The sequence below is a fragment of the Bradyrhizobium sp. Bra78 genome (genome assembly GCF_024519855.1).
Classification (GTDB): Bacteria; Pseudomonadota; Alphaproteobacteria; order Rhizobiales; family Xanthobacteraceae; genus Bradyrhizobium; species Bradyrhizobium japonicum_G.
Genome location: NZ_JALJRE010000006.1, coordinates 332,789 through 344,248, shown reverse-complemented (window position 1 = coordinate 344,248; position 11,460 = coordinate 332,789). Strand labels below are relative to the sequence as shown.

The following is an 11,460-nucleotide window of genomic DNA, read 5'->3' as shown; positions in this document are numbered from 1 at the left end:
AGTATCTCTAGTAGCCGCTATTGTTCGCAGCGCCCGCACCGCCAAAGCGGCTGGCCGAGAACGCGCCGACCAGCTCCGGCTCGAGCGCACCCTGCGCCACCATCCGTGCGATCTCGAAGGCGTGGTTGGAGGCGAGCGTCACGCCGGAATGGCAGCAGGCGACGAAGGCGCCGGGATGCGTTTCAGACTGGTCGTAGATCGGGAATCCGTCCTGCGGCATGACGCGGATGCCGGCCCAGCTCCTCACCACGTTGAGCCGCGACAAATGCGGGAACATGCGCTGGGCACGATCGGTCATCACGGCGCTGATCGAATGCTTCAGCGTACGATCGTCGAGCTCGTCCTCCTTGCTATCGCCGATCATCACCGTGCCCTCGTCGGTCTGGCGGATCGTCGTCAGTGGGTGCGGCAGGAACGGCATGGTACGCTCGGTCACGACGATCTGGCCGCGGGTCGGGCCCATCGGCGCGTAGAGGCCGACCATCGGCGCCAGCGTCTGATTGGCATTGCCGGCGGCGAGCACGATTTTTGCGGCACGAAGCTCGCCCTTCGGCGTCGTCAGGCGGAATTCACCGCCGCTCTTGCTGATCGCCGAGACCGGGCGCTCCGGGAAATAGTCGATGCCGAATGTCTTGAAACCAGTGTGGAACGCACGGAACGTGCGCAGCGAATTGACGTGGCCGTCGAGCGGGCAATAGCTGCCGCCGGAGACCTCCGGCCCGATCAGCGGCAACGACTTCTTCACGTCGGATGCGGAGAGCATCTCCATCTTGTAGTCGGCCGCGCCGGTCTGGTTGTGCATGCGCTTGACCAGCTCGGTGCGCTGGCCGAATTCGTCCTCGCCGAGCGTCAGATGGAAACCGCCGTTCTGCTGAAGAGAGACGTCGAGCCCGGTCTGCTGCTTCAGTTCGGATGCAAGCCTTCCCCACGCTTGTGAGGCCTGCACAGTCCAGATCGTGTAGGCTGGCATGCCGAGGCCCTTGCTCTGGACCCAGACCAGCGCAAAATTGGCCCGCGAGGCGCGCTTGGTGATATCGCCTTCGTCGAGCACGGCGACGCGCTTGCCGAGCCGGCCGAGGCCCCAGGCGATGGCGGAGCCGAGCAATCCGCCGCCGACCACGGCGACGTCGTATTCCCCTGACATGAGTTCTCCTATCGTCCCGTATCGCCCTTGCCGGCGAGCACACGGTCGAGCCCGTAGAAGCTGTCGAGCAGAATGAGGGCGGTCATGGTGATCGCGATCACGCAGGCCGAGACCGACGTCACCAGCGGATCGATGTTGTCCTGGATGTAGAGGAACATCCGCACCGGCAGCGTCTCGGTGCCCGGTGCGGCGAGGAAGACGGTCATGGTGAGGTCGTCAAAGGACTGGATGAAGGCGAGCGCCCAGCCGCTGATGACGCCGGGCAGGATCAGCGGCAAGCTGACGCGGCGGAACAGCGTCCAGCCGCCGGCACCGAGCGAGATCGCGGCCATCTCGACCGAGAGGTCCATGCCGGTTGCGGCCGCGAGGGTCAGCCGCAGCGCGAACGGAAATACGATGATGACATGCGCGATGATCAACGCGGCGAAGCTGCCGCCCATCCCGGCGGAGGTGAAGAAGCGCAGGAAGGCGATGCCGAGCACGACATGCGGGATCATCAGCGGCGATAGGAACAGCGCCGCCAGCGCGTCACGGCCGCGGAAGCGATAGCGGGCGATCGCGAGCGCCGCGGGCACCGCGAACAGCAGAGCCACGAAGGAAGACAGGGCACCGAGCCCGAGGCTGACCCAGAAGGCATGGATGAATTCAGGATAATTGGCGATCGCCCTGAACCAGCGCAGTGAAAAGCCGTTGGTCGGCAGCGACAGGAAGCCCTCGGGTGTGAAGGCGACCAGGCAGACCACGAGGATCGGCGCCACCATGACGATGACGAAGATGGTGTGGAAGATCAGCGCGAGCGGGCCGTTCCGTCTCATCGGAACACCTCGGCGTAGCGGCGTTCGATCAGCGCATTGCTGCCGACGACGATCAACACCAGCGCGACCAGCAGCAGCGTCGCGACCGCCGCACCGAGCGGCCAGTTCAGTGTGTTGAGAAATTCGTCATAGGCAAGCGTCGCGGCGACCTTGAGCCGGCGGCCGCCGATGATGGCGGGCGTCGCAAAGGCGCTGGCCGAGAGCGAGAACACGATGATCGCGCCGGACAGCACGCCCGGCATGATCTGCGGCATGATGATGCGACGAATAATGGTGATCGGGCCCGCGCCGAGCGAGAGCGCGGCATTTTCGATCTGCGGATCGAGCCGCTGCAGCGCTGCCCACACCGACAGCACCATGAACGGCATCATGACATGCGCGAGCGCGATCACCATGCCGGTCTCGGTAAACATGAAGGGAATGGGGAAGCGGATCAGCCCGGCCGACATCAAGAGCTTGTTGACGAGGCCGTTGTTGCCGCCGAACAGCAGCGCCCAGCCGAGCGTGCGCGCCACCACGGAAATCAGCAGCGGCCCGAGGATCACCAGCAGGAAGATGCTCTTCCAGCGACCGCTCATGCGGTTGAGGATGTAGGCCTCGGGCGCACCGAGCACGGCCGTGAGCAGCGTGGTCAGGATCGCGATCCGAAACGTCCGCCAGAACATCTCGGCGTAATAGGGATCGGTCGCGATCTCGCGCCAGTTCTTGAGGATGAAGACCGGCTCGATGCCCTTGTACTGGCCCCAATCGTGGAACGACAGCATCACGGTCATCGCCAGCGGGATCAGGAGCACGCCGACGAACAGCATCAAGGCGGGCGCGGTCAGCACCCAGGGCGCACGCACGCTGCGATCTTCGGCGGCCGTGCTCATGCGACAACCCTCGCACGCACACTCATGTCCTCGGGCCGCCAGGCGAGACGAACCGTGTCGCCTTCGATTGGCTGTTCCTGGCCATCATTCTGGCGGATCACGATCGCCGGGCCGCATTCGCTCTCGCACTGAAACAGCCAGTGATTGCCCTGGAAGATGCGGGTGACGATTTTCGCACTGAGGCCGGCGTCGCCAAAGCCGATTCTTTCAGGACGAATGCTGACAGTGGCGGGACCGTTGAGCCCGGCCGGAGCCGGCGCGCTCCAGGAGCCCGCCACCAGCCGCGCCGGCGTTGCGGTCCGATCGATCGTCGCGGCAAAGTCGTTGGTCTTGCCGAGGAATTGCGAGACGAACGCCGAGGCGGGCCGCTCATAGGTCTCCTGCGGCGTGCCGATCTGCTCGATATGGCCCTGGCTCATCACCACGATGCGGTCGGACAGCGACATCGCCTCGTTCTGGTCATGGGTGACCAGGATCGTGGTGGTGCCGATGGTGCGCTGGATCTGGCGCAGCTCGATCTGCATCTCCTCGCGCAGTTTTGCGTCGAGGTTTGACAGCGGCTCGTCGAGCAAGAGCACGCTCGGCTTGATCACCAGCGCACGCGCCAGTGCGACGCGCTGCTGCTGGCCGCCGGACATGCGGCGCGGATGACGGTCCTCGTAACCGGCGAGGCCCACCATCGCGAGCGCGGCACGGACACGCTCGGCCGTTTCGGCGCGCGGCACGTTGCGCATCTCGAGGCCGAACGCGACGTTCTCCGCCGCCGTCATGTGCGGAAACAGCGCGTAGCTCTGGAACACGATGCCGAGCCCGCGCTTGGCCGGATGGATCGCGGTCAGATCCTTGTCCTCGAGGCGGATCGCGCCGCGCGTCGGATCGAGGAAGCCCGCGATCATTTGCAGGGTCGTGGTCTTGCCGCAGCCGGAGGGGCCGAGAAAGGAGATGAACTCTCCCTTCCCGACCGACAGACTGAAGTCGTCGACCACAGTCTGCGCCCCGAACTGTTTTGCGACCCGATCGAGCTCGAGATAGGCCATGCGCTGTCTCCGCTGCGAACGCTCAGATCAACGCTCGACCTCGCGATTCCAGCGCTTGGTCCACTCCTCGCGCTTCTCGTTGATGACAGTCCAGTCCGGATTATAGAGTTTTGCCGCGCGCTCGCCGATCGGCGCCATCTTGCCGAACTCGGGCGGGATCACCACCGATTTCAGCACCGGGCCGTAGCCATACTCCTTCAGCATCACGAGCTGGATCTTCGGGTCGAGCAGCATCTTGACGAAGCTGGACGCGAGCGGCGAGGCATTGGGCTTGGTGATCGGACACGCCGTCGTCAGCAGCGTCGCCGCGCCTTCCTTCGGATAGACGAAGTCGACCGGGAAGCCGGTGTTGGCAAAGCTCTGCACGCGGCCCGTGCCCCACACCGCGATCACGGCCTGGCCGGACTGGAACAACTCGGTCATCTTGCCCGGCGACGGCTCGTAAGCGAGCACGTTCGGATTGATCTGCTCCTTGAAGATCTTGAAGCCGGAATCGACGTTGGACTCGCCGCCACCGTTCATCTTCGAGAGCATCACCAGCGCTTCGAGACCATAGGTGTTGTTGATCGGCGGAATGACCAGCTGCTTGGCGTATTTCGTATCCTTCAGATCGTTCCAGGAAGTCGGCGGCGCCCAGCCTTTCTCGGCGAACACCTTGGTGTTGTACATCAGGCCGGTGGCGACGATGCCGATTGCGACGGCGCGATCGTCCTTGAACCGCGCGGTGTCGTAGAGATCGGCCGGCAGGCCCTCGAGCTTGCCGCAGAAGCCGAGCTGGATCGCCTGGTACATCGGGCCGTCGTCGACGATGGCGACGTCGATCTGCTGGTTGCCCTTCTGCGCCTGCAGCTTGGCCAGCGTATCGGTGGAGTTGCCGGCGACATACTCGACCTTGACGCCGTTCTCCTTCTCGAAGGTCGGGATCACCTCGTCGCGAATGGTCTTCTCGAACGAGCCGCCATAGCCGGCGACATAGAGCGTTTTCTGCTGGGCCGAGACGACCGACGGAGCGGCGACGAGCGCCGCGATGCTGACCGCTGTCAAAAGGCGAAAAGTCTTCATAGGGACCGATCTCCAATACCGGGATGAGGTGACGTGCCGACAAGTCTCATGAGCCGAAGCGCCTTCCGCATTTCCTTCCGCGCAAACCCCACTCCGATCAGGGCTCCGGCCCCTGCTCGACGGTTTTCGCCCGATCCGGAGGTTTGAACCCCTCCAACCTGCCGAAAAAGCGGGCTGTCTCCAGCTCTGATGAAAAAGATCGCAAACCCTGGCTTCCATCGTCCAATGAATAATGGCACCATCTGCATGCCTAAATGTTATGAATGGAAGTTGAGATGGCCCGGATCAATTCGCGGCAGGTGGAGGCCTTCCGCGCGACCATGCTGACCGGCAGCGTCACCGAGGCGGCGGCGCTAATGACCGTGACACAGCCGGCGGTCAGCCGGTTGCTGCGCGACCTGCAGGCGCTGCTGAAGATGGAGCTGTTCGAGCGGCGTGGCACTGGCCTGGTGCCGACCGCCGCAGCGATGGCGCTCTATACCGAAGTCGAGCGCTCCTTTGTCGGCCTCGAACGCATCACGGCGGCGGCCGAAGAAATCCGTGGCCGCCGCACCGGCTCGCTGCGGATCGCCGCACTTCCGGCGTTGTCGAACGGCTATCTGCCACGGCTCACAGGGCATTTTTTGAAAGAGCGACCCAACCTCAACCTCGCCTTCTTCGGCGTGATCTCGCCGATCGTGGTCGATTGGGTGCTGAACAACCAGTGTGACGTCGGTTTTGCCGAGGTGCCGATCGCGCATTCCGGCTTGCCGAGCCAGAGATTGCCGGCGCCGGCGCGCGTCGCGGTGCTGCCGACGGGTCATCGCCTCGCCGAGAAACAAGTTCTGGAGCCGCGCGATTTCGAGGGCGAGACGTTCATCTCGCTGTCGGCGGGATCGTCGAGCCGGCACCTCGTCGACCAGATCTTCCACCGTCACGACGTCCGCCGCGTGCTGCGGGTGGAGACCGCGCTGTCGGAGATCATGTGCGGCATGGTGTCGTCGGGGCTTGGCGTTGCGATCTGCGATCCCTTCACCGCGCAGGAATTCTCCACCCGCGGCGTCGTCGTGCGCCGCTTCCTGCCGCGCATAGACTTCGAGTTCTCGGCGGTCTTTCCGGCGCAGCGCAGCCCCTCGCCGGTGGCGCTGGATCTGGTCGAGACCATGCGCAAGGCTCTCGCCGAATTCGATGAGCCAGCCGTCAGCCGTTGAATGCGGCCTGCGCCTCCGGCAGGTCCCAGATCTTGCCGATCGCCGCGGTGCCAGCTGCCGTGATCGCCGCTTCATCGGCGCCAAGATAACGTCCGGAATCGACCAGGACGCGGCCGTCGACCATGACCTGGTCGATATTCGCGCGGTTGGCGAGCGCGATCAGCGCGCGGCGCGGATCGAACAGCGGCTGGAGATGCGGGTGAGTGAGATCGACCACGGTGAGATCGGCGGTCGCGCCGGGTTCGATTCTGCCGAGATCAGGCCGCTTGATGACATCGGCGGCCACGGCCGTGTTTGCCTCGATCAGCTCGGGCGAGTTGGCGACATCAGCGCGCTGCGACGTGATCTTGGAGATCAGCGAGGCGGCGTTGAGCTCGCCGAGCAAGTCCATGTTGTAGCCGTCGGTGCCGACCACGGTGCGCACGCCGTGCTCCGCGAACCGGCTGAAGGCGGCGGTGACGCCGGCGCGCGCGAACACGCGCGGGCAATTCAAGACAGTCATGCCGCGCGCGGCCATCAGCTTGAGATCGTCATCGCTGCTAAACATGCAGTGCGCCGCCATGAGATCGGGCGCCAGCAAGCCGAGCCAGTCGAGATATTGCGCCGGCGTACGGCCGCCATAGCGCTGGCCGATCGTTTCGACCTCGGCGCGGCTCTGCGCCATGTGGGTGGTGATGGGCACGCCGAGCTCGCGCGCACGCGTCGCGCAAGCCTTCAGCAGATCCGGGCCGCAGGTGTCGGTGGCGTGCGGGCTCATCGCAAGGCCGATGCGGCCGTCGCCGCGATTGTTCCAGCGCTGGTAAAGCGCGTCCCACGTCGCCATGTCGGCGGTGCCGTCATCGCCGGCATAGTGGACCACGCCATCCGGACCTGCTTTGGCATCGGAGGTGGAGAAGAGATATGGCGCGCCGTAGAAGCGGATCCCCATCTCCTCGGCAGCATCGAACATTTCAGGGATCGAGTTGCGGAACGGTTCCATCACCGTGGTGGCGCCGCCCTTCAGAAGCTGGAGGATACCGAGCCGCGCTACCGCCATGCGCTCTTCCGCGGACAGCAGCTCGGCACCGCGCTTGGTCAGCGGCAGCAGCACCGTGTAGACGATGCTCTGGTTGTTCTTGCGGCCATTTCCGTCCTCGCTGTGGCTGCGCGCCACCGCCTCGCTGAAGCAGTGATTGTGCAGGTTGAGCAGGCCCGGCAGCACGAAGCGGCCAGGACGATCGTAGACTTGGTCCGCCTGCGGCTTATCGCGCGTGACTGCGGCGATCTTCCTGCCTTCAACGAGGACCCAATGGTCGCGCAGAACGTCCTGCGCGCCGTCTTTCCGTGACAGCACATAGCTGCCGAAAATTGCGACCGTGCTCATGCGGGGCGTACGTTCCAGAAGACGGCGGTGCCGTCGAGAATGCCGGTGATGGCCTTGCGATAGGCAGTCGGCTGCTTGTACAGGCCGATCGGAATATAGGGGATTTCCTCGAACGCCACTGCCTGGATCTCGCGGCAGATGCGCTGCTGCTCGGCAAGCTCGGAGGCTGCCAGCCACCGGCTGCGCAAGGGCCCCATCTTTTCACTGGCGTACCAGCCGGCGACCTTGCCCTCGCCGCGGATGTTGGTGTTGCCGGCGGGGTTGAGCCAATCGATACCCTGCCAGTTGCCGACCGCGGCGCTCCAGCCGCCCTGCCCGATCGGGTCCTTCTTGAGCTGACGCTGGAGGACGACGGCAAAATCGAGCCCGGCATATTCGACGTTCATGCCGGCCTTGCGCAAGCTATCGACCGCGATCTCGCCGAGCGGTTTTTGCGCCAGCGAATTGGTGGGCACGAGCAGCACGATCTTCTCGCCGTTGTAGCCGGCGGCTTTCAGATCGGCCTTGACCTTGGCGTAGTCGCGCGGGCCGCGGAACACGTCGAGACCGACCTCGCTGGCCATCGGCGTTCCCGGCGCGAAGTAGCCGATCGGCGATACCTGGTAGGCGGGATCGGTGCCGGCGACAGCGGTCATGAACGCGGACTGATCGATCGCGCCGAGTAGCGCGCGGCGGATCGCGGGATTGTCGAACGGCGGCTGGAGGTGATTGAGGCGGAGCATGCAGGCATAGCCTCTGGGATCGAGGATGCGCGTCTCGATATCGCCGGCGGCCTTGATGATCGGAAGCAGATCGTGCGGCGTGGTCTCCTGCCAATCCTGCTCGCCGGTCTGGAGCGCGGCGACGCCGGTGCCGGCATCGGGCGTGGTGGTCCAGACCACGCGGTCGTAATGCACGATCTTCGGGCCCGCGGTCCAATCCGGCTTGCCGTCGGCGCGCGGCTGATAACGTTCGAACCTGGCATAGGCGTTGCGTGCGCCCTGCACGCGCTCGTCGGCGAGATAGCGGAACGGACCGCTGCCGATGACTTCGGTGAGCGGCTTGAACGGGTCCTGGCTCGCCAGCCGCTCCGGCATCATGAAGCAGGCGTTGATCGCGGCCTTGCCGAGCGCCTGCGGCAGCAGCGGAAACGGGCGTTTGAGGCGGAAGCGGATGCTGCGGTCGTCGGCTGCGATCAGCTCGGCGGTTGCCTCCATCAGCTCGCCGCCAAAGCCATCGCGCGCGGCCCAGCGGCGGATGCTGGCGACGCAGTCGCGGGCCAGCACGCGCTCGCCGTCGTGCCAGAACAGGCCATCGCGCAAGCTGAGGTCCCATTGCAATTGATCGCCGGAGATGGCGTGGCCCGACAGCATCTGCGGCGAGACCTGGAGCGAGGCGCTCATGCCGTAGAGCGTGTCGTAGACCATGAAGCCATGGTTTCGCGACACCTGCGCGGTCGAATAGATGGGATCGACGAAGGCAAGGTCGATGACAGGGATGAAGCGCAGAGTGGTCTGGGATTCGGCGCGGACGATGCTCGGCAGCGACAGCGCCGGCATTGCTGCGGCGGCTCCGAGGAGCGAACGGCGGGAGATCGGCATTACAAGGGGCTCCTGGACTGCATCAATGGCGTTTTACGTGTTGAGCAAGACCGCGCCGATCGCGGCCGCGACCGCCTGCTGCGCCGGCTCGACCACAGGCACGCCGATCGCCTCCGCAATCGCCGCGCGGTGCGAGGCCATGCCGGCGCAGCCCATCACGACGACATCGGCGCGGCATTGGGTGACCAGCGCGCGGCCGGCTTCTATGAGGCGTCCCCGGATGTCGGCGCCGGCGGTCTCCGCCGCGCTCGCACCAACCGACCAGCTTCCGGCGTAGCGGCCGTCAACGCCCATCACCCGCGCCATGCGCTGCTGGCGGCGGATGCTCGACGGCGACAGCGCGATGACCCCGAAGCGTTCGCCCAGCATCAGCGCGCGAAAGATGCCGCATTCGGCAATGCCCAGCACCGCGCGGCCACCGGCCGCCTCGCGCACCGCATGCAGGCCGGGATCGCTGAAGCAGGCGAGCACGAAGGCATCCGCATCGTCGCGCGACACACGGTTGACCAGCGGCATCACGACGCTGTCGGCGTCGCGTTGCGAGCTGATGCCGGGCGGGCCCTCGGCAAGGCCAACCACCTCGATGTCAGGCCCACCTGCAATGCGCAGCGGCCCGACCGCGTCGTCGATCGCCGCCATCACCGATGCGGACGAGTTGGGGTTGATGACGAGGATGCGACGGCGGGTCATGGGGCTGCCTAGCGGTTACCGGCCTCGTGGCGCAGAAAGTTTTCCGCGATCTTCTCGCCGGTCGTGATCCAGACGTCGGGGCAGGATTTTGCGTAGGCCAGGAACTCGCGCAGCAGGCGCAGCCGCATCGGACGGCCGCTGCATTGCGGATGCAGCACGGTGGTCACCATCGCGCCCCAGTCCCTGGTTTCGTCGAGCTCGTCCTTCCAGATCGACAGCACATGCTCTTTCGGGAAGATCGAGCGCGGGCTGAAGCGCGCAGACAGGCCGTGCATCCAGTCGTCATAGCTCGCGGTCACCGGCAGCTCGATCGTGCCGGGCTTGCCGTCGGCAAGGCGATGCCGGTAGGGCCGCACGTCGTCGCGGAACGAGGAGGTGTAGACGATGCCGTGGCGCACCAGCGCCACCCGCAGCTCCTCGGTGAACTCGCCATAAGGCGCGCGATAACCGGTCGGCTTGACACCGAGCCGGCGCTTCAGCGCCTCGAAACCGCGCTCCAGCTCCTCCTCGATCCAGGGATCGCCGGGATCGGGCAGGAGATGGTGATAGCCATGATGGCCGATCTCGTGGCCGGCCTTGAGAATCGATTCAGCCATCGCCGGATGCGCATCGACCGACCATCCCGTGACGAAGAACGTCGCCTTGAGATCGAGCTGGTCGAGCAGCTCCAGAAGTTTCGGCGTGCCGACGCGCGCCTCGTAGCCGCCATAGCTCATGGTAATGAGCCGCTGGGCGTGCACGGCGTCCTTGCTGGTCCAGGCGCTCTCCGCGTCCACGTCGAACGACAGGAACATCGCGGACTTGTACGGCGTCGGCCAGGGATAGTCCGGCGCGGGATCCGCCGTGTTGGCCGGAACGAGCGGGATGCTCTGGAGTGCCTTACTGTCCAGCATTGATGGTCGCCTTCTCTATTGCGTTATCGCTCAGTTTCCACTTCGCGAGCAGCGTACGATAGGTGCCGTCGGCGATCAGCGCATCGACGGCCTCCAGCATCGCCTGGTGAAGCGCCTTTTCCTTGACCGGCAGGGCAATGCCGGTGAACTGCTGCGCAAGCGTCCGGCCGATCGGCACATAGGCGCCGGGCTCCTGATCCATGATGTAGGGCAGCGTCTCGTCGCCCTGGACGGCGGCATCGATGCGTCCCTGCTTGAGCTGGGTGCGGGCATCGGCCGAGCCGTCGGTGCCGACGAACACGATCGCATTGCCGCCGCAGTTCTTCTCGCTCCAGGCCGCGATCTGCGCCGGGAACATGGTGCGGCGGCTGGCGCCGGCTTTCTTGCCGCAGAGCGCGGCGGCATCCTTGAATTCGGCCGCGCGAGACTGCTGAACGAAGAAGCGCGGACCGCTGCGCAGATAATCGACGAAGGTCGCGGTCTCATGCCGGCTCGCATAGTCGGTGAAGCCCGACAGGATTGCATCCACCCGGCCTGTCGCGATCGACGGCATGAACTCGGCAAAGCTGGTCTCCTGCCACTCGATCTTGACGCCGAGCTTGCGGCCGATCGCCTCGCCAAGCTCGACATCGAACCCGGACAGCGCGTTGGTCGCGGGATCGCGGAACTCCATCGGCGGATAGTTCGGCACGATGCCAACCTTGATGCTGCCGCGCTTGACGATTTCCGCCGGAAGCTCGACCGCCAAAGCCTGAACACTCATGGCGCCGAAAAGCGCCGCCGCAACGAAAAGTCTCTTCATCAACATGTCCCC

At 65.3% G+C, this 11,460-nt stretch carries 11 protein-coding genes; 1 reads left to right on the top strand and 10 read right to left on the bottom strand.

What is annotated here, in order from left to right:
* Positions 1 to 7: 7 nt before the first annotated feature.
* Genes OC450_RS16715 through OC450_RS16695 form a run of 5 tightly spaced genes read right to left on the bottom strand, consistent with a single transcriptional unit; the run spans position 8 to position 4,930 of the window.
* Positions 8 to 1,144 carry an NAD(P)/FAD-dependent oxidoreductase gene (locus OC450_RS16715; protein WP_211382173.1) on the bottom strand — a complete coding sequence of 379 codons (1,137 nt, stop codon included), beginning with the start codon at positions 1,142 to 1,144 and terminating at the stop codon, positions 8 to 10.
* 8 nt (positions 1,145 to 1,152) lie between these two features.
* Complete coding sequence (locus OC450_RS16710; RefSeq protein WP_211382172.1) at positions 1,153 to 1,959, bottom strand: ABC transporter permease; 807 nt, start codon at positions 1,957 to 1,959, stop codon at positions 1,153 to 1,155.
* A complete protein-coding gene (locus tag OC450_RS16705; protein WP_262048285.1) occupies positions 1,956 to 2,831 on the bottom strand; it encodes an ABC transporter permease in 876 nt (291 codons plus the stop codon). Before OC450_RS16705 ends, OC450_RS16710 begins: the two co-directional genes overlap by 4 nt.
* Complete coding sequence (locus OC450_RS16700; RefSeq protein WP_211382170.1) at positions 2,828 to 3,868, bottom strand: ABC transporter ATP-binding protein; 1,041 nt, start codon at positions 3,866 to 3,868, stop codon at positions 2,828 to 2,830. The genes OC450_RS16705 and OC450_RS16700 overlap by 4 nt, the downstream gene beginning before the upstream one ends.
* Positions 3,869 to 3,895: 27 nt before the next feature.
* Positions 3,896 to 4,930 (bottom strand): ABC transporter substrate-binding protein, encoded by a 1,035-nt coding sequence (locus OC450_RS16695; RefSeq protein ID WP_211382169.1) that lies wholly within the window; start codon positions 4,928 to 4,930, stop codon positions 3,896 to 3,898.
* Between the two features lie 275 nt (positions 4,931 to 5,205).
* Between OC450_RS16695 and OC450_RS16690 the strand changes: the two genes are divergently transcribed.
* Entirely contained in the window at positions 5,206 to 6,120 is a 915-nt protein-coding gene (locus tag OC450_RS16690; RefSeq protein WP_211382168.1) for a LysR substrate-binding domain-containing protein, read from the top strand.
* Here OC450_RS16690 and OC450_RS16685 read toward each other — a convergent pair.
* The 5 genes from OC450_RS16685 to OC450_RS16665 are packed head-to-tail and all read right to left on the bottom strand — an operon-like array spanning position 6,110 to position 11,448.
* Positions 6,110 to 7,483, bottom strand: coding sequence for an amidohydrolase family protein (locus OC450_RS16685; protein WP_262048284.1), 1,374 nt, complete (start codon positions 7,481 to 7,483; stop codon positions 6,110 to 6,112). The genes OC450_RS16690 and OC450_RS16685 overlap by 11 nt on opposite strands.
* Positions 7,480 to 9,063, bottom strand: a complete 1,584-nt coding sequence (locus tag OC450_RS16680; protein ID WP_211382166.1) for an ABC transporter substrate-binding protein — start codon at positions 9,061 to 9,063, stop codon at positions 7,480 to 7,482. The genes OC450_RS16685 and OC450_RS16680 overlap by 4 nt, the downstream gene beginning before the upstream one ends.
* A 33-nt stretch (positions 9,064 to 9,096) precedes the next feature.
* Complete coding sequence (locus OC450_RS16675) at positions 9,097 to 9,753, bottom strand: aspartate/glutamate racemase family protein (RefSeq protein WP_262048283.1); 657 nt, start codon at positions 9,751 to 9,753, stop codon at positions 9,097 to 9,099.
* An 8-nt stretch (positions 9,754 to 9,761) separates the two neighbouring features.
* Entirely contained in the window at positions 9,762 to 10,646 is an 885-nt protein-coding gene (locus tag OC450_RS16670; RefSeq protein WP_256805671.1) for a polysaccharide deacetylase family protein, read from the bottom strand.
* Complete coding sequence (locus OC450_RS16665) at positions 10,633 to 11,448, bottom strand: ABC transporter substrate-binding protein (protein ID WP_262048282.1); 816 nt, start codon at positions 11,446 to 11,448, stop codon at positions 10,633 to 10,635. Before OC450_RS16665 ends, OC450_RS16670 begins: the two co-directional genes overlap by 14 nt.
* Positions 11,449 to 11,460 lie beyond the last annotated feature (12 nt).

Coding starts and splice junctions, on each gene's coding strand:
- OC450_RS16715 (WP_211382173.1), bottom strand. CDS start 1,144: ATGTCAGGGGAATACGACGTCGCCGTGGTCGGCGGCGGATTGCTCGGC.
- OC450_RS16710 (WP_211382172.1), bottom strand. CDS start 1,959: ATGAGACGGAACGGCCCGCTCGCGCTGATCTTCCACACCATCTTCGTC.
- OC450_RS16705 (WP_262048285.1), bottom strand. CDS start 2,831: ATGAGCACGGCCGCCGAAGATCGCAGCGTGCGTGCGCCCTGGGTGCTG.
- OC450_RS16700 (WP_211382170.1), bottom strand. CDS start 3,868: ATGGCCTATCTCGAGCTCGATCGGGTCGCAAAACAGTTCGGGGCGCAG.
- OC450_RS16695 (WP_211382169.1), bottom strand. CDS start 4,930: ATGAAGACTTTTCGCCTTTTGACAGCGGTCAGCATCGCGGCGCTCGTC.
- OC450_RS16690 (WP_211382168.1), top strand. CDS start 5,206: ATGGCCCGGATCAATTCGCGGCAGGTGGAGGCCTTCCGCGCGACCATG.
- OC450_RS16685 (WP_262048284.1), bottom strand. CDS start 7,483: ATGAGCACGGTCGCAATTTTCGGCAGCTATGTGCTGTCACGGAAAGAC.
- OC450_RS16680 (WP_211382166.1), bottom strand. CDS start 9,063: ATGCCGATCTCCCGCCGTTCGCTCCTCGGAGCCGCCGCAGCAATGCCG.
- OC450_RS16675 (WP_262048283.1), bottom strand. CDS start 9,753: ATGACCCGCCGTCGCATCCTCGTCATCAACCCCAACTCGTCCGCATCG.
- OC450_RS16670 (WP_256805671.1), bottom strand. CDS start 10,646: ATGCTGGACAGTAAGGCACTCCAGAGCATCCCGCTCGTTCCGGCCAAC.
- OC450_RS16665 (WP_262048282.1), bottom strand. CDS start 11,448: ATGAAGAGACTTTTCGTTGCGGCGGCGCTTTTCGGCGCCATGAGTGTT.